At 57.1% G+C, this 23,228-nt stretch carries 24 protein-coding genes and 4 tRNA genes; all 28 read right to left on the minus strand.

What is annotated here, in order from left to right; all coding sequences use genetic code 11:
- Window positions 1–5 precede the first annotated feature (5 nt).
- The 28 genes from rpsQ to BM116_RS15045 all read right to left on the minus strand — a co-directional run bounded on the left by rpsQ (window position 6) and on the right by BM116_RS15045 (window position 23,193).
- Complete coding sequence (rpsQ, locus tag BM116_RS14910; RefSeq protein ID WP_083728634.1) at window positions 6–269, minus strand: 30S ribosomal protein S17; 264 nt, start codon at window positions 267–269, stop codon at window positions 6–8.
- A gap of 2 nt (window positions 270–271) precedes the next feature.
- Entirely contained in the window at window positions 272–463 is a 192-nt protein-coding gene (gene rpmC, locus BM116_RS14915) for a 50S ribosomal protein L29 (protein ID WP_083728635.1), read from the minus strand.
- Window positions 463–876 carry a 50S ribosomal protein L16 gene (gene rplP, locus BM116_RS14920; protein WP_083728636.1) on the minus strand — a complete coding sequence of 138 codons (414 nt, stop codon included), beginning with the start codon at window positions 874–876 and terminating at the stop codon, window positions 463–465. Before rplP ends, rpmC begins: the two co-directional genes overlap by 1 nt.
- Window positions 877–887: 11 nt before the next feature.
- The gene (rpsC, locus tag BM116_RS14925) at window positions 888–1,568 is read right to left on the minus strand and encodes a 30S ribosomal protein S3 (RefSeq protein WP_083728637.1); all 681 of its coding nucleotides are present in this window, start codon (window positions 1,566–1,568) and stop codon (window positions 888–890) included.
- Between the two features lie 11 nt (window positions 1,569–1,579).
- Window positions 1,580–1,912 carry a 50S ribosomal protein L22 gene (gene rplV, locus BM116_RS14930; protein WP_065335991.1) on the minus strand — a complete coding sequence of 111 codons (333 nt, stop codon included), beginning with the start codon at window positions 1,910–1,912 and terminating at the stop codon, window positions 1,580–1,582.
- 11 nt (window positions 1,913–1,923) lie between these two features.
- Window positions 1,924–2,199: a 30S ribosomal protein S19 gene (gene rpsS, locus BM116_RS14935; protein ID WP_083728638.1), complete on the minus strand. Its 276-nt coding sequence runs from the start codon at window positions 2,197–2,199 to the stop codon at window positions 1,924–1,926.
- A 17-nt stretch (window positions 2,200–2,216) separates the two neighbouring features.
- The gene (rplB, locus tag BM116_RS14940; RefSeq protein WP_083728639.1) at window positions 2,217–3,041 is read right to left on the minus strand and encodes a 50S ribosomal protein L2; all 825 of its coding nucleotides are present in this window, start codon (window positions 3,039–3,041) and stop codon (window positions 2,217–2,219) included.
- 14 nt (window positions 3,042–3,055) lie between these two features.
- Window positions 3,056–3,352 carry a 50S ribosomal protein L23 gene (gene rplW / locus BM116_RS14945; RefSeq protein ID WP_083728640.1) on the minus strand — a complete coding sequence of 99 codons (297 nt, stop codon included), beginning with the start codon at window positions 3,350–3,352 and terminating at the stop codon, window positions 3,056–3,058.
- Complete coding sequence (rplD, locus tag BM116_RS14950) at window positions 3,349–3,951, minus strand: 50S ribosomal protein L4 (RefSeq protein WP_083728641.1); 603 nt, start codon at window positions 3,949–3,951, stop codon at window positions 3,349–3,351. Before rplD ends, rplW begins: the two co-directional genes overlap by 4 nt.
- A gap of 12 nt (window positions 3,952–3,963) precedes the next feature.
- On the minus strand, window positions 3,964–4,602 hold the full coding sequence (gene rplC, locus BM116_RS14955; protein ID WP_083728642.1) for a 50S ribosomal protein L3: 639 nt from the start codon (window positions 4,600–4,602) through the stop codon (window positions 3,964–3,966).
- Between the two features lie 91 nt (window positions 4,603–4,693).
- Entirely contained in the window at window positions 4,694–5,005 is a 312-nt protein-coding gene (gene rpsJ / locus BM116_RS14960; protein WP_044501102.1) for a 30S ribosomal protein S10, read from the minus strand.
- Between the two features lie 155 nt (window positions 5,006–5,160).
- Window positions 5,161–6,354, minus strand: a complete 1,194-nt coding sequence (gene tuf / locus BM116_RS14965; RefSeq protein ID WP_090475240.1) for an elongation factor Tu — start codon at window positions 6,352–6,354, stop codon at window positions 5,161–5,163.
- Between the two features lie 34 nt (window positions 6,355–6,388).
- Entirely contained in the window at window positions 6,389–8,491 is a 2,103-nt protein-coding gene (gene fusA, locus BM116_RS14970; RefSeq protein WP_083729018.1) for an elongation factor G, read from the minus strand.
- Between the two features lie 18 nt (window positions 8,492–8,509).
- On the minus strand, window positions 8,510–8,983 hold the full coding sequence (gene rpsG / locus BM116_RS14975) for a 30S ribosomal protein S7 (RefSeq protein WP_083729016.1): 474 nt from the start codon (window positions 8,981–8,983) through the stop codon (window positions 8,510–8,512).
- Window positions 8,984–9,080: 97 nt separating this feature from the next.
- Complete coding sequence (gene rpsL / locus BM116_RS14980; RefSeq protein ID WP_080048726.1) at window positions 9,081–9,452, minus strand: 30S ribosomal protein S12; 372 nt, start codon at window positions 9,450–9,452, stop codon at window positions 9,081–9,083.
- Between the two features lie 145 nt (window positions 9,453–9,597).
- Window positions 9,598–13,797 carry a DNA-directed RNA polymerase subunit beta' gene (gene rpoC, locus BM116_RS14985; RefSeq protein ID WP_083729014.1) on the minus strand — a complete coding sequence of 1,400 codons (4,200 nt, stop codon included), beginning with the start codon at window positions 13,795–13,797 and terminating at the stop codon, window positions 9,598–9,600.
- A gap of 64 nt (window positions 13,798–13,861) precedes the next feature.
- Complete coding sequence (gene rpoB, locus BM116_RS14990; RefSeq protein ID WP_083729012.1) at window positions 13,862–17,932, minus strand: DNA-directed RNA polymerase subunit beta; 4,071 nt, start codon at window positions 17,930–17,932, stop codon at window positions 13,862–13,864.
- 216 nt (window positions 17,933–18,148) lie between these two features.
- On the minus strand, window positions 18,149–18,520 hold the full coding sequence (rplL, locus tag BM116_RS14995; protein WP_083729010.1) for a 50S ribosomal protein L7/L12: 372 nt from the start codon (window positions 18,518–18,520) through the stop codon (window positions 18,149–18,151).
- 76 nt (window positions 18,521–18,596) lie between these two features.
- The gene (gene rplJ, locus BM116_RS15000; protein WP_083729008.1) at window positions 18,597–19,097 is read right to left on the minus strand and encodes a 50S ribosomal protein L10; all 501 of its coding nucleotides are present in this window, start codon (window positions 19,095–19,097) and stop codon (window positions 18,597–18,599) included.
- A 213-nt stretch (window positions 19,098–19,310) separates the two neighbouring features.
- Window positions 19,311–20,006 carry a 50S ribosomal protein L1 gene (gene rplA / locus BM116_RS15005; RefSeq protein ID WP_083729006.1) on the minus strand — a complete coding sequence of 232 codons (696 nt, stop codon included), beginning with the start codon at window positions 20,004–20,006 and terminating at the stop codon, window positions 19,311–19,313.
- On the minus strand, window positions 20,006–20,437 hold the full coding sequence (gene rplK / locus BM116_RS15010; RefSeq protein ID WP_083729004.1) for a 50S ribosomal protein L11: 432 nt from the start codon (window positions 20,435–20,437) through the stop codon (window positions 20,006–20,008). The genes rplA and rplK overlap by 1 nt, the downstream gene beginning before the upstream one ends.
- 115 nt (window positions 20,438–20,552) lie before the next feature.
- Window positions 20,553–21,086 carry a transcription termination/antitermination protein NusG gene (gene nusG, locus BM116_RS15015; protein WP_083729001.1) on the minus strand — a complete coding sequence of 178 codons (534 nt, stop codon included), beginning with the start codon at window positions 21,084–21,086 and terminating at the stop codon, window positions 20,553–20,555.
- A 9-nt stretch (window positions 21,087–21,095) separates the two neighbouring features.
- Window positions 21,096–21,464: a preprotein translocase subunit SecE gene (gene secE, locus BM116_RS15020; RefSeq protein WP_083728999.1), complete on the minus strand. Its 369-nt coding sequence runs from the start codon at window positions 21,462–21,464 to the stop codon at window positions 21,096–21,098.
- Between the two features lie 37 nt (window positions 21,465–21,501).
- A tRNA-Trp gene (locus BM116_RS15025) sits at window positions 21,502–21,577 on the minus strand.
- A 54-nt stretch (window positions 21,578–21,631) separates the two neighbouring features.
- Window positions 21,632–22,825, minus strand: a complete 1,194-nt coding sequence (gene tuf, locus BM116_RS15030) for an elongation factor Tu (protein ID WP_090475242.1) — start codon at window positions 22,823–22,825, stop codon at window positions 21,632–21,634.
- An 85-nt stretch (window positions 22,826–22,910) separates the two neighbouring features.
- A tRNA-Thr gene (locus tag BM116_RS15035) sits at window positions 22,911–22,986 on the minus strand.
- Between the two features lie 24 nt (window positions 22,987–23,010).
- Window positions 23,011–23,084, minus strand: a tRNA-Gly gene (locus BM116_RS15040).
- A 24-nt stretch (window positions 23,085–23,108) separates the two neighbouring features.
- Window positions 23,109–23,193 (minus strand) — tRNA-Tyr (locus BM116_RS15045).
- Between the last annotated feature and the right edge of the window lie 35 nt (window positions 23,194–23,228).

Below are 23,228 nucleotides of genomic sequence, written 5' to 3' on the forward strand. Positions count from 1 at the left end.
CGGGCTTAAACTTGCGCCGCGCGCTCTTCGATCTGAACCAGTGCCCAGCTCTTGGTCTTGGCCAAGGGACGGGTTTCACGAATGGTCACCAGATCGCCGATGCGGCATTCGTTGTTCTCGTCGTGCGCCTTGAGCTTGGTAGAGCGCTTCACGTACTTACCGTACAGAGGGTGCTTTTCCTGACGCTCAACGAGCACAGTGATGGTTTTATCCATCTTGTCACTGACAACACGGCCAGTAACGCTACGAACTGTTTTGTTCTCGGCCATGATCAGTTACCACCCTTCTGATTGAGCACAGTCTTGACGCGAGCGATGTCGCGCTTTACCTGGTTCAGCAGATGCGTTTGACCGAGCTGACCGGTTGCTTTCTGCATGCGCAGGTTGAACTGATCGCGCAGCAGGGTGAGCAGCTGCTCGTTCAGCTGCTCAGCAGATTTTTCACGAAGTTCTGTCGCTTTCATTACATCACCGTCCGCTTAACAAAGGTGGTAGCGAGAGGCAGCTTGGCTGCGGCCAGTGCGAATGCTTCGCGGGCCAGCTCTTCGGAAACACCTTCAATCTCGTAAAGGACCTTGCCCGGACGAATCTGGGCTACCCAGTACTCGACGTTACCCTTACCTTTACCCATCCGCACCTCGAGAGGCTTCTTGGAGATAGGCTTATCCGGAAACACGCGGATCCAGATTTTACCGCCACGCTTAACGTGACGAGTCAGGGCGCGACGAGCCGCTTCGATCTGACGTGCAGTCAGACGACCGCGACCTACGGCTTTGAGCGCGAACTCACCGAAGCTCACCTTGCTACCACGATGCGCCAGACCACGGTTGTGGCCGGTCATCTGCTTGCGGAACTTCGTACGCTTAGGTTGTAACATGTGCGTACCCCTTACTTAGCAGCTTTTTTCTTGGCCGCGACGGCTTTGGTTTCTTCCTGGAGACCACCAATGATCTCGCCTTTGAAGATCCAAACCTTCACACCGATCACACCGTAGGTGGTGTGGGCTTCAGCTGTCGCGTAGTCGATGTCGGCACGCAGGGTGTGCAGCGGCACACGGCCTTCACGATACCATTCGGTACGGGCGATCTCGGCGCCGCCAAGACGGCCGCTAACCTGGATCTTGATACCCTTGGCACCAATGCGCATGGCGTTCTGTACGGCGCGCTTCATGGCACGACGGAACATCACACGACGCTCGAGCTGCTGAGCAACGCTTTGTGCAACCAGGGCACCGTCGAGCTCCGGCTTGCGGATCTCTTCGATGTTGATGTGCACCGGCACGCCCATCTGGCTGGTCAGATCCTGACGCAGCTTCTCAACGTCCTCACCCTTCTTGCCAATCACGATGCCCGGACGAGCAGTGTGAATGGTGATGCGGGCTGTCTGAGCCGGACGCTGAATATCAACGCGGCTGACAGAGGCGCTTTTCAGTTTGTCCTGAATGTACGCACGTACTTTCAGGTCGGTGTTCAGATAGTCAGCGTAGTTGCGACCATCTGCGTACCACACCGAAGTGTGTTCTTTAACGATACCGAGGCGAATGCCTACCGGATGTACTTTCTGACCCATTTGATCGACTCCTACTTGTCAGCAACCTTGACCGTGATGTGGCAAGACCGCTTGATGATGCGATCAGCGCGGCCTTTGGCACGCGGCATGATGCGCTTCAGGGAGCGACCTTCGTTGACAAACACGGTGGAGACCTTCAGGTCATCCACGTCTGCGCCATCGTTGTGCTCAGCGTTCGCAATAGCGGACTCGAGTACTTTCTTGATGACGGCAGCGGCCTTCTTGTTGCTGAATGCCAGCAGGTTCAGGGCCTCATCCACCTTCTTACCGCGGATCTGGTCGGCGACCAAACGCGCTTTCTGGGCAGAGAGTCGGGCGCCCTTATGAGTAGCGGCTACTTCCATCTTCTAACCCCTTAGCGCTTGGCTTTCTTGTCTGCAGCGTGACCACGGTAGGTACGCGTAGCAGAGAATTCGCCCAACTTGTGGCCGACCATGTCTTCGCTAACGATAACCGGGACATGCTGGCGACCATTGTGTACAGCGATGGTCAGACCGACCATCTGCGGCAGAATCATGGAACGGCGCGACCAGGTCTTGATCGGCTTACGGTCGTTCTTTTCAACTGCCACTTCGACCTTCTTCAACAGGTGAAGATCGATAAAAGGACCTTTCTTCAGAGAACGCGGCACTGTCGTATCCCCTCTAATTACTTGCTGCGACGACGGACAATCATCTTGTCAGTGCGCTTGTTGGACCGAGTCTTGGCACCCTTAGTCGGGAAGCCCCACGGAGAAACCGGATGACGACCACCGGAGGTACGACCTTCACCACCACCATGCGGGTGATCTACCGGGTTCATGGCAACACCACGAACAGTCGGACGAACACCGCGCCAGCGTTTGGCACCGGCCTTACCCAGCGAGCGCAGGCTGTGCTCACCGTTGGACACTTCACCCAGAGTCGCGCGGCATTCGCCAAGGACTTTGCGCATTTCGCCGGAACGCAGACGAACGGTGACGTAGGCACCTTCGCGAGCAACCAGCTGGACAGCAGCGCCAGCACTGCGAGCTACCTGAGCACCTTTACCAGGCTTCAGTTCGATCGCGTGGATAGTGCTACCTACCGGGATGTTGCGCAGCGGCAGAGAGTTACCGGCCTTGATCGGCGCATCAGCACCAGAGACCAGTTGATCGCCAGCAGCAACGCCTTTGGGGGCGATGATGTAGCGACGCTCACCGTCGGCATACTTCAGCAGAGCAATATGAGCAGTACGATTCGGATCGTACTCGACGCGCTCTACAACAGCGGGGATGCCGTCCTTGTTACGACGGAAGTCCACGATGCGGTAGTGTTGCTTATGTCCGCCCCCACGATGACGCGTGGTGATGCGGCCATTGTTGTTACGACCACCAGACTTGCCTTGCTTCTCAAGCAGCGGTGCGTGCGGAGCACCTTTGTGCAGGTCAGCGTTAACGACCTTGACGACGAAGCGGCGGCCAGCGGAAGTAGGTTTACATTTAACAATTGCCATGATGTACCCCTGTCTTATTCAGCGCTGGCGAAGTCGATGTCTTGACCGGCTTCCAGGCTAACGTAGGCCTTTTTCCAGTCATTACGCTTGCCCAGGCCGCGAACGGTGCGCTTGGTCTTGCCTTTGACATTCAAAGTCGATACTGCCTTGACCTTGACGTTGAACAGCTGCTCAACGGCCTTTTTGATCTCCAGCTTGGTCGCAGTGGTATCCACTTTGAACACGAACTGGTTCTGGCCGTCGGCCAGCACGGTTGCCTTTTCGGACACATGCGGGCCAAGCAGTACCTTGAAAATGCGCTCTTGGTTCATCCCAGCATCTCCTCGAACTTCTTAACAGCAGGCACTGTGATCAGCACCTTGTCGTAAGCGATCAGGCTAACCGGGTCAGAACCTTGAACGTCGCGCACGTCGACGTGCGGCAGGTTACGCGCTGCCAGGTACAGGTTCTCATCAACGCCTTCGGTAACGATCAGCACGTTCTGCAGATCGAGTTCCTTCAACTTGCCGGCCAGAGCCTTGGTTTTCGGTGCGTCAACGGAGAAGCTCTCGACAACGACCAGACGATCCAGGCGTACCAGCTCGGACAGAATGGAACGCAGTGCGCCGCGGTACATCTTGCGGTTCAGCTTCTGCTCGTGATTTTGCGGACGGGCAGCAAAGGTAGTACCACCGGAGCGCCAGATCGGGCTACGGATAGTACCGGCACGGGCACGGCCAGTGCCTTTCTGACGCCAGGGCTTCTTACCACCACCGGAAACGTCGGAACGGGTCTTTTGCTGCTTGGTACCCTGACGAGCACCAGCCATGTACGCGACAACGGCTTGGTGAACCAGGGTTTCGTTAAACTCGGTTGCAAAGGTCAGATCGGAAACTTCGATCGCGTTTGCACCAGCTACATTCAGATTCATGGTAACTCCCCCTTAACCCTTGGCCTTCACCGCCGGGCGAACGATAACGTCGCTACCGGTAGCACCAGGCACGGAGCCCTTGATGAGCAGCAGGTTACGCTCGGCGTCAACGCGAACGACCTCAAGAGTCTGCACGGTTACCTGCTCGGCACCCATGTGACCAGACATCTTCTTGCCCTTGAATACACGGCCCGGGGTCTGACACTGACCGATGGAACCGGGTACACGGTGGGAAATGGAGTTACCGTGGGTAGCGTCCTGGCCGCGGAAGTTCCAGCGCTTGATGGTACCGGCAAAGCCTTTACCCTTGGACTGACCAGTTACATCCACCTTTTGACCTGCTTCGAACAGGCCAACAGTCAGCTCGGAGCCAGTTTCGTACTGGGAGCTGTCTTCCAGGCGGAACTCGAGCACCTGGCGACCGGCAGCAGCGTTGGCTTTGGCAAAATGCCCAGCCATCGGCTTGGTCACGCGATTGGCACGACGCTCACCCACAGTCACCTGAATGGCTTGATAGCCATCGGCTTCCAGGGTCTTAACCTGAGTAACGCGGTTCGGTTCTACTTCTACAACCGTAACCGGAATAGATACACCATCTTCAGTGAAAACGCGGGTCATACCGCATTTCCGGCCGACTAAACCAATAGTCATTTTGTAAACCTCATGAGTGCACGGGGCTATTACCCGCTATGGCCGCCCAACACAGGGCGTTACACGACCTTTAGCCCCCGTTGTGGGGCTATCAGCCGAGGCTGATCTGAACCTCGACACCTGCAGCCAGGTCCAGCTTCATCAGCGCATCAACAGTTTTGTCGGTGGGCTGAACGATATCCAGCACCCGCTTATGGGTACGGATTTCATACTGATCGCGCGCGTCCTTGTTGACGTGCGGCGAAATCAGAACAGTAAAACGCTCTTTACGAGTCGGCAAAGGGATCGGACCACGCACCTGAGCCCCAGTACGCTTCGCGGTATCCACGATTTCCTGGGTAGATTGATCGATCAGGCGATGGTCAAAAGCTTTCAACCGAATACGGATCTGTTGGTTCTGCATTTGACCAGAAACTCCAAGCAACTGATTTCAGGCGCAGCCGATTACCGGATGCACCCGTCCAAGGGAGGCGCAATTCTACTGATGCGCCCCATCACTGTCAACCAAAAGAAAAGCCCCCGCAATGCGAGGGCTTTTCCCTTGTACAACTCAGATCATCACTCGATGATCTTGGCTACCACACCGGCGCCAACGGTACGACCGCCTTCGCGGATCGCAAAGCGCAGGCCGTCTTCCATCGCAATCGGAGCGATCAGAGTGACGTCCAGCTTGACGTTGTCGCCCGGCATAACCATTTCCACGCCTTCCGGCAGTTCGCAGGAACCGGTTACGTCGGTAGTACGGAAGTAGAACTGCGGACGATAGCCTTTGAAGAACGGAGTGTGACGGCCGCCTTCGTCCTTGCCCAGCACGTACACTTCGGCTTCGAAGCGAGTGTGCGGAGTGATGGTGCCCGGCTTGGCCAGAACCTGACCACGCTCAACGTCTTCACGCTTGGTACCACGCAGCAGAACACCAACGTTCTCACCAGCACGACCTTCGTCCAGCAGCTTGCGGAACATTTGAACGCCAGTACAGGTAGTCTTGGTGGTTGCCTTGATACCAACGATCTCGACTTCTTCACCAACCTTGACGATACCGCGCTCAACACGACCGGTTACTACAGTACCGCGACCGGAGATGGAGAATACGTCTTCGATCGGCATCAGGAACGGCTTGTCGATCGCACGCTCAGGCTCAGGGATGTAGGCATCCAGAGTCTCAACCAGCTTCTTGACAGCAGTAGTACCGATTTCGTTGTCGTCTTTACCTTCCAGCGCCATCAGCGCGGAACCGATAACGATCGGAGTGTCGTCGCCCGGGAAGTCGTAGGTGCTCAGCAGGTCGCGAACCTCCATCTCGACCAGCTCCAGCAGCTCTTCATCATCAACCATGTCGGCCTTGTTCAGGAACACGACAATGTAAGGAACGCCAACCTGACGGGACAGCAGGATGTGCTCGCGAGTCTGCGGCATCGGGCCGTCAGCAGCGGAGCAAACCAGGATAGCGCCGTCCATCTGGGCCGCACCGGTGATCATGTTTTTCACATAGTCGGCGTGACCAGGGCAGTCAACGTGCGCGTAGTGACGAGTCGGAGAATCGTACTCTACGTGCGAGGTGTTGATGGTGATACCACGAGCCTTTTCTTCCGGCGCGTTGTCGATCTGGTCGAAAGCGCGGGCAGAACCGCCATAAACCTCTGCGCATACACGGGTCAGTGCGGCGGTCAGAGTAGTTTTACCATGGTCAACGTGACCGATGGTGCCTACGTTCAGGTGCGGTTTGCTACGTTCAAATTTTTCTTTAGCCACGGTTGATAACCTCTTTAATTAGCCTAGGTTCAAGTTAGCCTTGCTTCTTGATGATTGCTTCGGCGATGTTCATGGGTGCCTCGGCGTATTTCGAAAACTCCATGGAGTAGCTCGCACGTCCCTGGGACATGGAGCGAACGTCCGTGGCGTAACCGAACATTTCACCAAGCGGAACCTCAGCGCGGATCACCTTACCGGAAGGAGAATCTTCCATACCCTGGACCAGGCCGCGACGACGGTTCAAGTCGCCCATTACGTCACCCATGTAATCTTCAGGGGTGACAACTTCGACTTTCATCATCGGCTCGAGCAAAACGGCACCGCCCTTCTGGGCCAACTGCTTGGTGGCCATAGAGGCAGCAATCTTGAACGCCATTTCGTTCGAGTCGACATCATGATAGGAACCATCATAGACGGTTGCCTTAAGGCCAAGCAGCGGATAGCCGGCGAGCACGCCGTTCTGCATCTGCTCCTCGATACCCTTCTGGATAGCCGGGATGTATTCGCGCGGAACCACACCACCGACAATTTCATTGACGAATTCAAGCTTCTCTTCGTTACCCTCGGCCGGCTCAAAGCGAACCCAGACGTGACCGTACTGACCACGACCGCCGGACTGACGTACAAACTTGCCTTCGATCTCACACTTGTTGCGGATCGCCTCACGATAGGCCACCTGCGGCTTACCGATATTGGCCTCGACGCTGAACTCGCGCTTCATGCGATCGACGATGATATCCAGGTGCAGCTCACCCATCCCGGAAATGATGGTCTGACCCGACTCTTCGTCAGTACGCACGCGGAAGGACGGATCCTCCTGCGCCAATTTGCCCAGCGCGATACCCATCTTCTCCTGGTCAGCCTTGGTTCTCGGCTCAACGGCCACCGAGATAACCGGCTCAGGAAACTCCATACGCTCAAGGATGATCGGCTTGTCGATGGCGCACAGAGTATCGCCTGTGGTCACGTCTTTCATGCCGATCAGCGCGGCGATATCACCCGCGCGCACTTCCTTGATCTCTTCACGGGAGTTGGCGTGCATCTGAACCATGCGGCCGACGCGCTCCTTCTTGCCCTTGACCGAGTTCAGCACCGCATCACCCGACGACAGGACCCCGGAATACACACGGGCGAAGGTCAGCGTACCGACAAAGGGATCGGTTGCGATCTTGAACGCAAGAGCAGCAAAGGGCTCAGCATCATCGGCATGACGCTCATCCACGCGCTCTTCGTCATTCGGGTGCACACCCTTGATCGCTACGACCTGATCCGGCGCAGGCAGGAAGTCGATAACCGCATCCAGCACCAGCGGAACGCCCTTGTTCTTGAAAGACGACCCACAGACTGCCGGCACGATTTCGCAAGCCAGGGTACGCTGACGCAGCCCCGCCTTGATGTCCTCGATGGAGAGCTCACCCTCCTCAAGGTATTTGTTCATCAGGTCTTCGTTGGCTTCTGCAGCCGCCTCGACCATCTTTTCACGATATTCGTTAGCCTGATCAAGCAGCTCGGCGGGAATCTCTTCCTCAACAAAGCTCATACCCTGATCTTCGTCATTCCAACGAATTGCCTTCATGCGCAGCAGATCAATCTGCCCCATGAAGTTTTCTTCAGCACCGATGGCCAACTGCACGGGCACGGGCGTATGACCAAGACGCTTCTTGATCTGCTCGACCACGCGCAGGAAGTTGGCGCCCTGACGATCCATCTTGTTTACATAGACGATTCGCGGGACGCCATACTTGTTGGCCTGACGCCAAACGGTCTCGGATTGCGGCTCGACACCCGACGTACCACAGAACACCACGACAGCACCGTCAAGCACCCGCAGCGACCGCTCAACTTCAATAGTGAAGTCAACGTGGCCGGGGGTATCGATGATGTTGACGCGATGCTTGTCGTACTGCTTCTCGGAACCCTGCCAGAAGGCGGTGGTAGCAGCAGAAGTAATGGTAATACCACGCTCCTGCTCCTGAGCCATCCAGTCCATGGTGGCAGCGCCATCATGGACTTCGCCCATCTTGTGGTTCACGCCTGTATAAAACAGGATCCGCTCCGTCGTCGTGGTCTTGCCCGCATCAACGTGCGCGCAGATACCAATATTACGGTACAGATTGATCGGGGTTGTACGAGCCACAATAGTCTCCTGAGCCGTTTAGAAGCGGTAGTGAGAGAACGCCTTGTTGGCTTCAGCCATACGGTGGACGTCTTCACGCTTCTTAACAGCGGCACCCTTGCCGTCAGCGGCATCAGCCAGCTCACCGGCCAGGCGCAGAGCCATGGACTTCTCGCCACGCTTACGGGCAGCATCAACCAGCCAGCGCATCGCCAGAGCGTTGCGACGGGAGGGACGCACTTCAACCGGAACCTGGTAGGTGGCACCACCTACACGGCGAGATTTAACTTCCACGAGCGGAGCGATCGCGTCCAGAGCCTTTTCGAACAGCTCAACCGGATCTTCGGCCTTGGTGCGCTCTTTCAGCTTGTCCAGCGCGCCGTAAACAATGCGCTCGGCAGTGGACTTCTTGCCGCTTTCCATTACGTGGTTCATGAATTTCGCGAGAATCAGGCTGCCGTACTTAGGTTCTGGCAGGATCTCACGTTTTGCCGCTACACGACGTCTTGGCATGATAAGCCCTCAAACGGTCTTCAGGTTAGCTCGGAACTGTAACGATCTGGTTACGCCCGACCTTACTCTTATCGACACAGGTAAATTGAATTCGGTATTACTTCGGACGCTTGGCGCCGTACTTGGAACGACCCTGCTTACGGTCTTTAACACCGGAGGTGTCCAGAGAACCGCGAACAGTGTGGTAACGCACACCCGGCAAGTCTTTTACACGGCCGCCGCGAATCAGAACGACGCTGTGCTCTTGCAGGTTGTGGCCTTCACCACCGATGTAGGAAGAAACTTCGTAGCCGTTGGTCAGACGAACACGGCAGACTTTACGCAGAGCCGAGTTCGGCTTCTTCGGCGTAGTGGTATACACGCGAGTGCACACACCACGACGCTGCGGGCAGTTCTGCAGGGCCGGCACGTCGCTCTTTTCAGCAACGCGCTTGCGCGGCTTGCGAACCAGCTGGTTGATTGTTGCCATCTAGCAAACTCCACTGATGTCAAAAATGACATACGTTAATAAAAAATGGCAGGACGAAGTGCCCCGCCAATTTTAGGGGTACGAGATCATATAGAGACCGCACCCTGTCGTCAAGGCACCCGACCCTTACGGGCCGGGCCACCTATCAGCCTTCGCTTGAGTTCAGTGCATCAGACAGAGCCTGCTCAACTTCACTCGCGCTGACTTTGACCGGCTTGTCGGCTTGACGCTGACGCTTGCGCTCGGCGTGGTAAGCCAGACCAGTACCGGCCGGGATCAGACGACCGACGACTACGTTCTCCTTCAGACCACGCAGCTGGTCGCGCTTGCCGGTAACGGCAGCCTCGGTCAGTACGCGGGTGGTCTCCTGGAAGGAGGCCGCAGAAATGAAGGACTCGGTCGACAGCGATGCCTTGGTGATACCCAGCAGGACGCGATCGTACTTGGCCGGGAACTTGTCCTGACCGACCAGCTCGGCGTTTTCTTCCAGCACCTGGGTCAGCTCTACCTGATCACCCTTGATGAAGCTGGAGTCGCCGGACTCGGTGATCTCGACCTTGCGCAGCATCTGGCGAATAGTCACCTCGATGTGCTTGTCGTTGATCTTCACGCCCTGCAGACGATAAACGTCCTGAATCTCGTTGACGATGTACTTGGCCAGCGCGCTGACACCCAGCAGACGCAGGATATCGTGCGGGTTGCTCGGACCGTCGGAGATAACCTCACCCTTGGTAACCTGCTCACCCTCGAACACGTTCAGGTGACGCCACTTCGGAATCAGCTCTTCGTACGGATCGCTACCGTCAGTCGGGGTAATGACCAGACGACGCTTGCCCTTGGTCTCCTTACCGAAGGAGATGGTGCCGCTGATTTCCGCCAGGATGGACGGCTCTTTCGGACGACGCGCTTCGAACAGATCGGCAACGCGCGGCAGACCACCGGTGATGTCGCGAGTCTTCGAGGTTTCCTGCGGGATACGTGCAACAACGTCACCCACGTTCACCTTGGCGCCATCGGACAGGTTGACCAGTGCGTTAGCCGGCAGGAAGTACTGGGCCGGTACGTCAGTACCCGGCAGCAGCAGCTCTTTGCCGTTCTCATCAACCAGTTTCACCGCCGGACGGATGTCCTTACCGGCAGCCGGACGATCTTTCGGATCCATGACCTCAATGTTGGTCAGACCGGTCAGCTCGTCAGCAGTACGCTTGATGGTGATACCTTCGTCCATACCGAAGAAGGCAACGGTACCGGAAATCTCGGTCACGATCGGGTGAGTGTGCGGATCCCACTTGGCCACGATGGCGCCGGCATCAACCTTGTCACCTTCCTTGATGGAGATGACCGCACCGTAGGGCAGCTTGTAGCGCTCACGCTCACGACCGAACTCATCAGCAACCGCCAGCTCACCGGAACGGGAAACCGCAACCAGTGCGCCATCCGCACGCTCAACGTGCTTCAGGTTGTGCAGACGAATGGTACCGCCGTTCTTGACCTGAACGCTGTCGGCCGCAGACGTCCGGCTCGCCGCACCACCGATGTGGAACGTACGCATGGTCAGCTGGGTACCCGGCTCACCAATCGACTGCGCAGCGATAACACCAACCGCTTCACCGATGTTGATCAGGTGGCCCCGCGCCAGGTCACGACCATAGCAGGTAGCACAAACGCCGTAGTGGGTGTCACAGGTAATCGGCGAGCGCACGATGACTTCATCGACGCTGTTCTTTTCCAGGAACTCGACCCACTTCTCGTCGATCAGGGTACCGGCCGGAACGATGGTTTCATCGCCACCCGGCTTCAGCACGTCGCGGGCAACAACACGGCCCAGCACGCGCTCACCCAGCGGCTCAACGATGTCACCACCTTCAATGTGCGGCGACATCAGCAGGCCGTTGTCGGTGCCGCAATCGGTTTCGGTAATAACCAGATCCTGCGCGACGTCAACCAGACGACGAGTCAGGTAACCGGAGTTGGCGGTTTTCAGTGCGGTATCGGCCAGACCCTTACGAGCACCGTGGGTGGAGATGAAGTACTGGAGTACGTTCAGACCTTCACGGAAGTTCGCGGTGATCGGCGTTTCGATGATGGAGCCATCCGGCTTGGCCATCAGACCACGCATACCGGCCAGCTGACGGATCTGGGCAGCAGAACCCCGCGCACCGGAGTCAGCCATCATGTACATGGAGTTGAAGGACTCCTGGTCCACCTCGTTGCCTTCGCGGTCGATAACACGCGTGCTCTTGAGGTTGTCCATCATGGCCTTGGAGATTTCATCGTTGGCCTTGGACCACAAGTCGATGACCTTGTTGTACTTCTCACCCTGGGTTACCAGACCGGAGGCGTACTGGTCTTCGATCTCCTTCACTTCCTCGGTGGCCTCATCAATGATGCGCGCCTTCTCATCCGGGATGACGAAGTCGTTCACACCAATGGACGCACCAGAGATGGTGGAGTAAGCAAAACCGGTGTACATCAACTGGTCAGCGAAGATCACGGTTTCCTTCAGACCCACCACGCGGTAGCACTGGTTGATCAGCTTGGAGATCGCTTTCTTCTTCAGCGGCTGGTCGACCATTTCATAGGGCAGACCTTTGGGCAGGACCTGGAACAGCAGCGCACGGCCGACAGTGGTGTCGACGATACGGGTTTCGGTGGTCCAGCTGTCGTCCTTGTGCTTGACGGTTTCGGTGATACGCACCTTAACCATCGCGTGCAGCTCAACCTGACCGCTGCGGTACGCCATCTCAACTTCGTTGACGTTGGAGAAGGCCATGCCTTCACCGCGGGCGTTGATGCGAGTACGGGTCATGTAATACAGACCCAGTACCACGTCCTGGGACGGTACGATGATCGGCTCGCCCGATGCCGGCGACAGGATATTGTTGGTGGACATCATCAGTGCACGGGCTTCCAGCTGGGCCTCAAGGGTCAGCGGAACGTGTACAGCCATTTGGTCACCGTCAAAGTCGGCGTTGTAGGCCGCACAGACCAGCGGGTGCAGCTGAATGGCCTTACCTTCGATCAGCACCGGCTCGAACGCCTGGATACCCAGACGGTGCAGTGTCGGTGCACGGTTCAGCAATACCGGGTGTTCGCGGATGACTTCAGCCAGGATGTCCCAAACCTCAGGCAGCTCGCGCTCGACCATCTTCTTGGCGGCCTTGATAGTGGTCGCCAGACCACGGTGCTCCAGCTTGCCGAAGATGAAGGGCTTGAACAGCTCCAGCGCCATCTTCTTGGGCAGACCACACTGGTGCAGACGCAGGGTCGGGCCTACCACGATCACGGAACGACCGGAGTAGTCAACGCGCTTACCGAGCAGATTCTGACGGAAACGACCCTGCTTACCCTTGATCATGTCAGCCAGGGATTTCAGCGGGCGCTTGTTGGTGCCGGTGATGGCGCGGCCACGGCGGCCGTTATCCAGCAGCGCATCAACCGACTCCTGCAGCATGCGCTTTTCGTTGCGCACAATGATGTCAGGCGCAGACAGGTCAAGCAGACGCTTCAGACGGTTGTTACGGTTGATCACGCGGCGATACAGATCGTTCAGATCGGAGGTCGCGAAGCGGCCGCCATCCAGCGGTACCAGCGGACGCAGGTCCGGCGGCAGGACCGGCAGAACGGTCATGACCATCCACTCCGGCTTGTTGCCGGAGCCGTCAAAGGCTTCCATCAGCTTCAGACGCTTGGACAGCTTCTTGATCTTGGTTTCCGAGGTGGTCTGCGGAATTTCTTCGCGCAGCTTGCCGATCTCGTGAGACAGATCCATAGCAGTCAACAGCTCAAAGACAGCCTCGGCACCCATGCGGGCGTCAAAGTCGTCGCCGAACTCTTCCAGCGCTTCAAAGTACTGCTCGTCGTTCAGCAGCTGACCCTTTTCAAGGGTGGTCATACCCGGCTCGATAACAACGTAGCTCTCGAAATAGAGTACGCGTTCGATATCACGCAGGGTCATGTCCAGCAGCAGGCCGATACGGGACGGCAGGGACTTCAGGAACCAGATGTGGGCAACCGGCGACGCCAGTTCAATGTGACCCATGCGCTCACGACGGACCTTGGCCAGCGCGACTTCAACGCCACACTTTTCACAGATCACACCGCGGTGCTTGAGGCGCTTGTACTTGCCGCACAGGCACTCGTAGTCCTTCACCGGGCCAAAGATCTTGGCACAGAACAGGCCGTCACGCTCCGGCTTGAAGGTACGGTAGTTGATGGTTTCCGGCTTTTTAACTTCGCCGTAGGACCAGGACCGGATCATCTCCGGGGATGCCAAGCCGATTCGAATGGAATCGAACTCTTCAATCTGTCCCTGGGACTTGAGCAGGTTCAATAAGTCTTTCAAGGCCTATACTCCTCGCAGTGTCTCAAGGGCGGCGCTCGCCGCCCGAGACGTGGGCAGTTGGTGATTATTCGGATTCCAGTTCGATATCGATACCGAGCGAACGGATTTCCTTGACCAGTACGTTGAAGGACTCGGGCATGCCGGCCTCCATGCGGTGGTCTCCGTCCACGATGTTCTTGTACATCTTGGTACGGCCGTTCACGTCGTCCGACTTCACTGTCAGCATTTCCTGCAGGGTGTAGGCGGCGCCGTATGCTTCCAGAGCCCAGACCTCCATCTCCCCGAAACGCTGACCACCAAACTGCGCCTTACCGCCCAGCGGCTGCTGGGTAACCAGGCTGTAGGAACCGGTGGAACGCGCGTGCATCTTGTCGTCTACCAGGTGGTTCAGCTTGAGCATGTACATGTAGCCGACGGTCACCGGACGATCAAAGGTGTTACCGGTACGGCCGTCGTACAGGCGCATCTGACCGCTGTCCGGCAGGTCCGCGAGACGCAGCATGTGCTTGATCTCGGTTTCTGCCGCGCCGTCAAATACCGCTGTTGCCATCGGTACGCCGCCACGCAGGTTCTTCGCCAGCTCGATGATTTCAGCATCGCTGAGATCGTCCAGGCTTTCCTGACGACCGCCTACCTTGTTGTAGACCTCGTCAAGGAAGCTACGCAGCTCGGCGATCTTGCGCTGCTCTTCCATCATGCGGTTGATCTTCTCGCCCAGACCTTTGGCCGCGAGGCCCAGGTGGGTTTCAAGGATCTGACCGACGTTCATACGCGACGGTACACCCAGCGGGTTCAGAACGATGTCGACCGGCGTGCCGTTCTCATCGTGCGGCATGTCTTCGATCGGCATGATCACGGAGATAACACCCTTGTTACCGTGACGACCGGCCATCTTGTCGCCCGGCTGGATGCGGCGCTTGATTGCCAGGTAAACCTTGACGATCTTCAGTACGCCCGGTGCCAGGTCATCGCCCTGCTGCAGCTTGCGTTTCTTGTCTTCAAACTTCTCGTCGAGCAGTTTGCGACGGTCAACCAGGTACGCCTGGGCGCGCTCGAGCTGCTCGTTCAGCGCGTCGTCGCTCATGCGCAGCTTGAACCACTGGCCACGCTCGATACCGGCAAGAATGTCGGCCGACAGTGCCGTGCCTTTCTTCAGGCCGGCGCCGCCTTCGACAGACTGGCCGTCCAGCGCAGAAGCCAGACGCTCGAAGGTTGCGGTTTCAACGATGCGGAACTCTTCCTGCAGATCCTTACGGATCTCGTCGAGCTGTTCTTTCTCGATGGCCAGGGCGCGCGTGTCACGCTCGACACCATCACGGGTGAAGACCTGTACGTCGATGACGGTACCCTTGGTGCCGGTGGGCACGCGCAGGGAGGTGTCTTTCACGTCAGAGGCTTTCTCACCGAAGATGGCGCGCAGCAGTTTCTCTTCCGGTGTCAGCTGGGTTTCGCCCTTGGGCGTTACCTTACCGACCAGAATGTCGCCCGGGCCCACTTCGGCACCCACGTAGACGATACCGGCTTCATCCAGCTTGCCCAGCGCCGCCTCGCCCACGTTCGGGATGTCGGAGGTGATCTCCTCCGGCCCGAGCTTGGTGTCACGAGACACACAGGTCAGTTCCTGAATATGGATGGTGGTGAAACGGTCTTCCTGAACAACACGCTCGGACACCAGGATGGAGTCCTCGAAGTTGTAGCCGTTCCAGGGCATGAACGCGACGCGCATGTTCTGACCCAGGGCCAGCTCACCCATGTCGACGGAAGAACCGTCAGCCAGGATGTCCTTACGCGAAACCACGTCACCTTTTTTCACCAGCGGACGCTGGTTGATGCAGGTGTTCTGGTTGGAACGGGTGTACTTGATCAGGGTGTAGATATCGACACCCGCTTCGCCGGCTTCCACTTCGTCGTCGTTAACACGAACAACGATACGGCTGGCGTCGACGGAGTCGATCACGCCGCCACGGCGAGCAGTCACACAAACGCCGGAGTCGCGTGCTACGTTGCGCTCCATACCAGTGCCGACCAGCGGCTTCTCGGCGCGCAGGGTCGGTACCGCCTGACGCTGCATGTTCGAGCCCATGAGTGCGCGGTTGGCGTCATCGTGCTCAAGGAACGGAATCAGCGAGGCAGCAACAGACACAACCTGACGCGGCGATACGTCCATCAGGGTGACGTCTTCCGGCGCCTTAACGGTGAATTCGTTCATGTGACGCACGGCCACCAGATCGTCCACCAGCTTGCCGTCTTCAACCTTGGCGCTAGCCTGGGCGATGACGTGGTCAGCTTCTTCAATGGCCGACAGGAATACGATCTCGTCGGTCACTTCGGCGTCTTTGACGCGGCGGTACGGGCTTTCCAGGAAGCCGTACTGGTTGGTACGCGCGTAGGTCGCCAGGGAGTTGATCAGACCAATGTTCGGACCTTCAGGGGTCTCAATCGGACATACGCGACCGTAGTGAGTCGGGTGTACGTCACGGACTTCGAAGCCGGCACGCTCACGGGTCAGACCGCCCGGGCCAAGAGCCGATACACGGCGCTTGTGGGTAATCTCGGACAGCGGGTTGTTCTGGTCCATGAACTGGGACAGCTGGCTGGAGCCGAAGAATTCCTTGACCGCAGCAGCCACCGGCTTGGCGTTGATCAGATCCTGCGGCATCAGGCCTTCGCTTTCAGCCATGGACAGACGCTCTTTGACCGCACGCTCAACACGCACCAGACCCACACGGAACTGGTTCTCGGCCATTTCACCAACGGAGCGGATACGACGGTTACCCAGGTGGTCGATGTCGTCCACCACCCCCTTGCCGTTGCGGATGTCGACCAGGGTCTTGAGTACTTCGACGATGTCTTCCTTGCTCAGTACGCCGGCGCCTTCGATCTCTTCACGACCGATGCGGCGGTTGAACTTCATGCGGCCAACGGCGGACAGGTCGTAACGCTCGCTGCTGAAGAACAGGTTGGCGAACAGCGTTTCGGCGGCATCTTTGGTCGGCGGCTCGCCGGGGCGCATCATGCGGTAGATCTCTACCAGCGCTTCGAGCTGAGTGGTGGTGTTGTCGATACGCAGGGTATCGGACACGAACGGACCGCAGTCGATCTCGTTGGTGTACAGGGTTTCCAGGCGAGTGATCTGTGCCTTGGCCAGCTTGATGACCAGGTCAGCGGTGACTTCAGTATTGCAGTCAACCAGGATCTCACCGGTAGCCGGGTGCACGATCGGCTTGGCGATGGTACGGCCAATCAGGTAGTCGAACGGCACTTCCAGGCTGTTGATGCCAGCCTTCTCGAGCTGATTGATGTGGCGCGCAGTGATACGGCGGCCTTTCTCGACAATGACCTTGCCCTTGCCATCTTTGATGTCAAAGGTAGCGATCTCACCACGCAGACGCTGGGGAACCAGCTCGAGCATGAGGCTTTCGCCCTGCACTTCGAACACGTTGGTGTCGTAGAACATGTCGAGAATTTCTTCGGTCTGGTAACCGAGGGCGCGCAGCAATACGCTCGCCGGCAGCTTACGGCGACGGTCGATACGGACGAAGACACAGTCCTTGGGATCGAACTCGAAGTCCAGCCAGGAGCCGCGGTAAGGAATCACGCGAGCGGAGTACAGCAGCTTGCCGGAGCTGTGGGTCTTACCACGGTCGTGGTCGAAGAACACACCCGGGCTGCGATGCAGCTGGGAAACGATGACACGCTCGGTACCGTTGATGACGAAGGTACCGTTCTCGGTCATCAGGGGGATTTCCCCCATGTAGACTTCCTGCTCCTTGATGTCTTTGATCGCCTTATTGGAGGACTCGCGATCAAAGATGATCAGGCGCACTTTTACGCGCAGCGGCACGGCGAACGTCACGCCCCGCAGTACGCATTCCTTGACGTCGAAAGCCGGGTCGCCAAGGCGGTAACCGACGTATTCAAGAGCCGCATTACCCGAATAGCTGATAATGGGGAAAACAGATTTGAAGGCCGCGTGCAGACCGATATCACGGACGCCACCCTGGGCAGATTCAGCCTGGAGGAACTCACGATAGGAGTCCAGCTGAATGGCCAACAGGTAAGGCACATCCATCACATGCGGCAGTTTGCCAAAGTCCTTGCGGATACGTTTTTTCTCAGTATATGAGTAAGCCATCAGCGTTCCCCAGCTTGGTCACCTGCTTGATTGGCCTTCCCGCGGCGCGGGAAAACCTGAAAATGCGTGCAAGCCCTGAGTCTTGCTCACTCCTCTGGAGTGCCTCGCTGCAAGCGCCTATCGGCGCGTCACAACGGAAAAAGGCCGGTGGCACACAGGCCACCAGCCATCAATCTGACCGGTAAAATCAGATTGTCGACGCAAGGTCGGGCGAGCTTACTTGAGCTCGACCTTGGCGCCAGCTTCTTCCAGAGTCTTCTTGGCAGCTTCGGCCTCTTCCTTGGAAGCGCCTTCCTTGATGGTGCCCGGAGCGCCGTCAACCAGTGCCTTGGCTTCTTTCAGGCCCAGGCCGGTCAGTTCGCGAACTGCCTTAATGACGTTAACTTTCTTGTCGCCAGCTTCGGTCAGAACGATGTCGAACTCGGTTTGCTCTTCAGCAGCAGCAGCGGCACCAGCAGCCGGGCCAGCAGCAACAGCAGCAGCAGCGGATACACCGAACTTCTCTTCCATAGCGGAGATCAGTTCGACAACCTGCATGACGGACATTTCGGATACGGCGTTGATGATATCTTCGTTGGTCAGAGCCATGACTCTAAATTCCTGTATTGGGGGACGGCTGAAGCCGTCAAAACATTAAAAGCGTTAAAAGCAAGCAAGGTGCCTATCAGGCAGCTTCGGCTTCCTTCTGATCGCGGACTGCAGCCAGAGTACGAACGAACTTGCTGGTAGCGCCTTGAATAACGCTCATCAGCTGTGCGATTGCTTCGTCGTAAGTCGGCAGAGAAGCCAGCTTGTCGATTTCACCTGCTGCAAGGAAGTTGCCTTCGAACGCAGCTGCTTTGATCTCGAACTTGTCCTGACCCTTGGCAAATTCCTTGAACAGACGAGCAGCAGCGCCCGGGTGTTCGTTGGAAAACGCGATCAGAGTCGGACCCACAAAGGTTTCGTTCAGGCACTCGTACTCGGTACCTTCGATCGCACGACGCAGCAGGGTGTTACGTACAACGCGTACGTAAACGCCAGCTTCACGTGCATCCTTGCGGAGACCAGTCATAGCAGCAACGGTCACACCGCGGGCATCAGCCACAACGGCAGACAGCGCACCTTTGGCAGCTTCGTTGACTTCAGCGACGATGGCTTTTTTGTCTTCGAGCTTAATTGCCACGGGTTTTACTCCTGGATTTACCATTGACCGCCCTTGCGAGCGGCATGTTTTGGTGTCTGATCCAGCCTGTACTGAATCGGGAGCACCATCTGCGTAGGCCTGGGGGATCACTCCCGGGGTTTAAGGCTTGCGCCGCCTACGGTCTTGGATAGCCCCCACAGTGCAGGGACCCCAATAAGAAAGGCGCATCGCGCGAGCGATGCGCCTGAACCATCAGATGTTCAGGGAAGCCTGATCGATCTGTACGCCCGGACCCATAGTAGTGCTCAGGGTCACGCGCTTCAGGTAAACACCTTTGGAGGTGGACGGCTTGGCCTTTTTCAGGTCAGCCAGCAGCGCCTCAACGTTCTCTTTCAGCTTGGTGGCATCAAAGCCAACTTTGCCTACGGAGCAATGGATGATGCCGTTCTTGTCGGTGCGGTAGCGAACCTGACCGGCCTTGGCATTTTTAACAGCAGTAGCAACGTCAGCAGCAACGGTGCCGACCTTCGGGTTCGGCATCAGGCCACGCGGACCCAGAACCTGACCCAGCTGGCCAACAACGCGCATGGCGTCCGGAGAAGCAATAACAACGTCGTAGTTCAGATCGCCAGCCTTCATTTCGGCGGCCAGATCGTCCATACCAACTTTGTCTGCGCCTGCTGCCAGAGCAGCTTCGGCATTCGCGCCTTGAGTGAAGACAGCAACGCGTACAGTCTTGCCAGTACCGTTGGGCAGCAGAGTAGCGCCACGAACGACCTGGTCGGATTTACGCGGGTCAACACCCAGATTGACAGCAACATCAAAGGACTCAACGAATTTGACGTTGGACACTTCAGCCAGAACGGCAGCAGCTTCTTCGAAGGTGTAAGCCTTGTTAGCCTGTACCTTTTCGGCGATTGCCTTTTGACGCTTGGTCAGCTTAGCCATTACACACCCTCCACATTCAGACCCATGCTGCGCGCGGAACCAGCAATGGTACGCACAGCGGCATCCAGATCAGCTGCAGTCAGATCAGCCTCTTTGGCTTTTACGATCTCTTCCAGCTGAGCGCGGGTAACGGTACCCACTTTCTGGCTGTTCGGACGCGGGGAGCCGCTCTTCAGGCCAGCGGCCTTCTTCAGCAGAACGGCAGCGGGCGTGCTCTTGGTTTCAAAGGTAAAGCTACGGTCGCTGTAAACCGTGATGATCACAGGAGTCGGCAGACCCGGCTCAACGCCTTGAGTCTTGGCGTTGAACGCCTTGCAGAATTCCATGATGTTGACACCGTGCTGACCCAGAGCCGGACCTACCGGCGGACTCGGGTTGGCCTGACCGGCCTTGACTTGCAGCTTGATATAAGCCTGAATCTTCTTTGCCATTGTCTTTCTCCGAAGGGTAATAGCGCCTTGCGGCTTCCCGTTTAAATACACTCCCCGACTGACAACAAAACCCCGCAATGCCTAAGCACTGCAGGGTTCAGGGAATCAGATGAGATCAGCCTTTTTCGACCTGGCCGAACTCGAGCTCCACCGGGGTGGGGCGACCAAAAATGAGAACGGCCACCTGAACTCGGCTTTTCTCATAATTAACTTCTTCGACAACACCGTTAAAGTCTGCAAACGGGCCATCGGTAACACGAACCACTTCACCCGGCTCAAACAGCGTCTTGGGCTTGGGTTTGTCGGTGCCATCGGCAACACGACGCAGAATGGCTTCTGCTTCACGATCTGTAATGGGAGCAGGCTTGTCAGCAGTGCCGCCAATAAAGCCGAGCACGCGCGCGGTGTCTTTAACCAGGTGCCATGTACCTTCGTTCATTTCCATCTGAACAAGGACATAACCCGGGAAGAACTTGCGCTCGCTCTTGCGCTTCTGACCGTTACGCATCTCCACCACTTCTTCGGTGGGGACCAGAATCTCGCCGAATTGGTCTTCCATTCCGGCCAGCTTGACACGCTCCTGCAGAGAGCGCATTACATGCTTTTCGAAGCCCGAATAGGCATGCACGACGTACCAACGCTTAGCCACGGAGCACCTTTAACCAATGAACTGAGAAACGATCCAGCCCAGCAGGCTATCCAGACCCCAGAGAACCAGAGCCATAACCAGAACCACAGCCACCACGATCATCGTGGTTTGTGCAGTTTCCTGCCGAGTAGGCCATACGACCTTGCGTATTTCGATACGCGCTTCTTTCAGCAGCGACCAGAACGCCTTGCCCTTGGACGTCTGCAGCGCGACAAAGCCGGCCACCAGACCCAGAACAACTAGCGCGATCGCGCGATACAAAACAGGCTCGGCAGAGAAGTAGGAATCTCCGAACACACCGACGGAGACAATTAAAGCCACAACAACCCACTTGATTACGTCGAAGCGGTTATCGTTAAGCTCTGCCTTAGCGCTCATGAATCTTCAAGTCCTGTTTTGGAAGCCAGATAAAATCTGGCAGGCCAGGAGGGAATCGAACCCCCAACCTGCGGTTTTGGAGACCGCCGCTCTGCCAATTGAGCTACTGGCCTGTAATCGCAGTCGAGCCGGCAATACTACCGGCCCGACCATTCAAGATCAATCGATTATTCGATGATCTTGGCTACGACACCGGCGCCAACGGTACGACCGCCTTCGCGGATCGCAAAGCGCAGACCGTCTTCCATCGCAATCGGAGCGATCAGAGTAACGTCCAGCTTGACGTTGTCGCCCGGCATAACCATTTCCACGCCTTCCGGCAGTTCGCAGGAACCGGTTACGTCGGTAGTACGGAAGTAGAACTGCGGACGATAGCCCTTGAAGAACGGAGTGTGACGGCCGCCTTCGTCTTTGCCCAGCACGTATACTTCGGCTTCGAAGCGAGTGTGCGGAGTGATGGTGCCCGGCTTGGCCAGAACCTGACCACGCTCAACGTCTTCACGCTTGGTACCACGCAGCAGAACACCAACGTTCTCACCAGCACGACCTTCGTCCAGCAGCTTGCGGAACATTTCAACGCCAGTACAGGTAGTCTTGGTGGTTGCCTTGATACCAACAATCTCGACTTCTTCACCAACCTTGACGATACCGCGCTCAACACGACCGGTTACTACAGTACCGCGACCGGAGATGGAGAACACGTCTTCGATCGGCATCAGGAACGGCTTGTCGATCGCACGCTCAGGCTCAGGGATGTAGGCATCCAGAGTCTCAACCAGCTTCTTGACAGCAGTGGTACCGATTTCGTTGTCGTCTTTACCTTCCAGCGCCATCAGCGCGGAACCGATAACGATCGGAGTGTCGTCGCCCGGGAAGTCGTAGGTGCTCAGCAGGTCGCGAACTTCCATCTCGACCAGTTCCAGCAGCTCTTCATCATCAACCATGTCGGCCTTGTTCAGAAACACGACGATGTAAGGAACGCCAACCTGACGGGACAGCAGGATGTGCTCGCGAGTCTGCGGCATCGGGCCGTCAGCAGCGGAGCAAACCAGGATAGCGCCGTCCATCTGGGCCGCACCGGTGATCATGTTTTTCACATAGTCGGCGTGACCAGGGCAGTCAACGTGCGCGTAGTGACGAGTCGGAGAATCGTACTCTACGTGCGAGGTGTTGATGGTGATACCACGAGCCTTTTCTTCCGGCGCGTTGTCGATCTGGTCGAAAGCGCGGGCAGAACCGCCATAAACCTCTGCGCACACACGGGTCAGTGCGGCGGTCAGAGTAGTTTTACCATGGTCAACGTGACCGATGGTGCCTACGTTCAGGTGCGGTTTGCTACGTTCGAACTTCTCTTTAGCCATCGAGAGATCCCCTATTCGTGAGAGCAATGCGCGTGTCACGCGACCATTAAATAAAAGGCAGATATTCGCATATCTGCCTTGATATTGGAGCTCATGAGCGGATTTGAACCGCTGACCTCACCCTTACCAAGGGTGTGCTCTACCAACTGAGCTACATGAGCTTACACACCATTGCATTGTCAGACTGGAGCGGGTAGCGGGAATCGAACCCGCACCATCAGCTTGGAAGGCTGAGGTTCTACCATTGAACTATACCCGCCAAGTAGCCTGACTACGCGAAATCTGGTGGAGGGGGAAGGATTCGAACCTTCGAAGGCTAAGCCGTCAGATTTACAGTCTGATCCCTTTGACCGCTCGGGAACCCCTCCGTAAAAGAGGCGCCATTTTCATCACTTGGCGACCC

This window comes from Halopseudomonas pachastrellae, assembly GCF_900114765.1.
GTDB lineage: Bacteria > Pseudomonadota > Gammaproteobacteria > Pseudomonadales > Pseudomonadaceae > Halopseudomonas > Halopseudomonas pachastrellae.

Bases quoted from the DNA above. Each gene is read 5' to 3' on its own strand.
- rplC (WP_083728642.1), bottom strand. From the start codon at position 4,602: ATGACTATTGGTTTAGTCGGCCGGAAATGCGGTATGACCCGCGTTTTC.
- rpsL (WP_080048726.1), bottom strand. From the start codon at position 9,452: ATGGCAACAATCAACCAGCTGGTTCGCAAGCCGCGCAAGCGCGTTGCT.
- rpsG (WP_083729016.1), bottom strand. From the start codon at position 8,983: ATGCCAAGACGTCGTGTAGCGGCAAAACGTGAGATCCTGCCAGAACCT.
- rplB (WP_083728639.1), bottom strand. From the start codon at position 3,041: ATGGCAATTGTTAAATGTAAACCTACTTCCGCTGGCCGCCGCTTCGTC.
- rpsC (WP_083728637.1), bottom strand. From the start codon at position 1,568: ATGGGTCAGAAAGTACATCCGGTAGGCATTCGCCTCGGTATCGTTAAA.
- rpsJ (WP_044501102.1), bottom strand. From the start codon at position 5,005: ATGCAGAACCAACAGATCCGTATTCGGTTGAAAGCTTTTGACCATCGC.
- rplD (WP_083728641.1), bottom strand. From the start codon at position 3,951: ATGAATCTGAATGTAGCTGGTGCAAACGCGATCGAAGTTTCCGATCTG.
- rplK (WP_083729004.1), bottom strand. From the start codon at position 20,437: ATGGCAAAGAAGATTCAGGCTTATATCAAGCTGCAAGTCAAGGCCGGT.
- rplP (WP_083728636.1), bottom strand. From the start codon at position 876: ATGTTACAACCTAAGCGTACGAAGTTCCGCAAGCAGATGACCGGCCAC.
- rplL (WP_083729010.1), bottom strand. From the start codon at position 18,520: ATGGCTCTGACCAACGAAGATATCATCAACGCCGTATCCGAAATGTCC.
- tuf (WP_090475242.1), bottom strand. From the start codon at position 22,825: ATGGCTAAAGAGAAGTTCGAACGTAGCAAACCGCACCTGAACGTAGGC.
- rplW (WP_083728640.1), bottom strand. From the start codon at position 3,352: ATGAACCAAGAGCGCATTTTCAAGGTACTGCTTGGCCCGCATGTGTCC.
- rpsQ (WP_083728634.1), bottom strand. From the start codon at position 269: ATGGCCGAGAACAAAACAGTTCGTAGCGTTACTGGCCGTGTTGTCAGT.
- rplA (WP_083729006.1), bottom strand. From the start codon at position 20,006: ATGGCTAAGCTGACCAAGCGTCAAAAGGCAATCGCCGAAAAGGTACAG.
- rpmC (WP_083728635.1), bottom strand. From the start codon at position 463: ATGAAAGCGACAGAACTTCGTGAAAAATCTGCTGAGCAGCTGAACGAG.
- secE (WP_083728999.1), bottom strand. From the start codon at position 21,464: ATGAGCGCTAAGGCAGAGCTTAACGATAACCGCTTCGACGTAATCAAG.
- rpoB (WP_083729012.1), bottom strand. From the start codon at position 17,932: ATGGCTTACTCATATACTGAGAAAAAACGTATCCGCAAGGACTTTGGC.
- rplV (WP_065335991.1), bottom strand. From the start codon at position 1,912: ATGGAAGTAGCCGCTACTCATAAGGGCGCCCGACTCTCTGCCCAGAAA.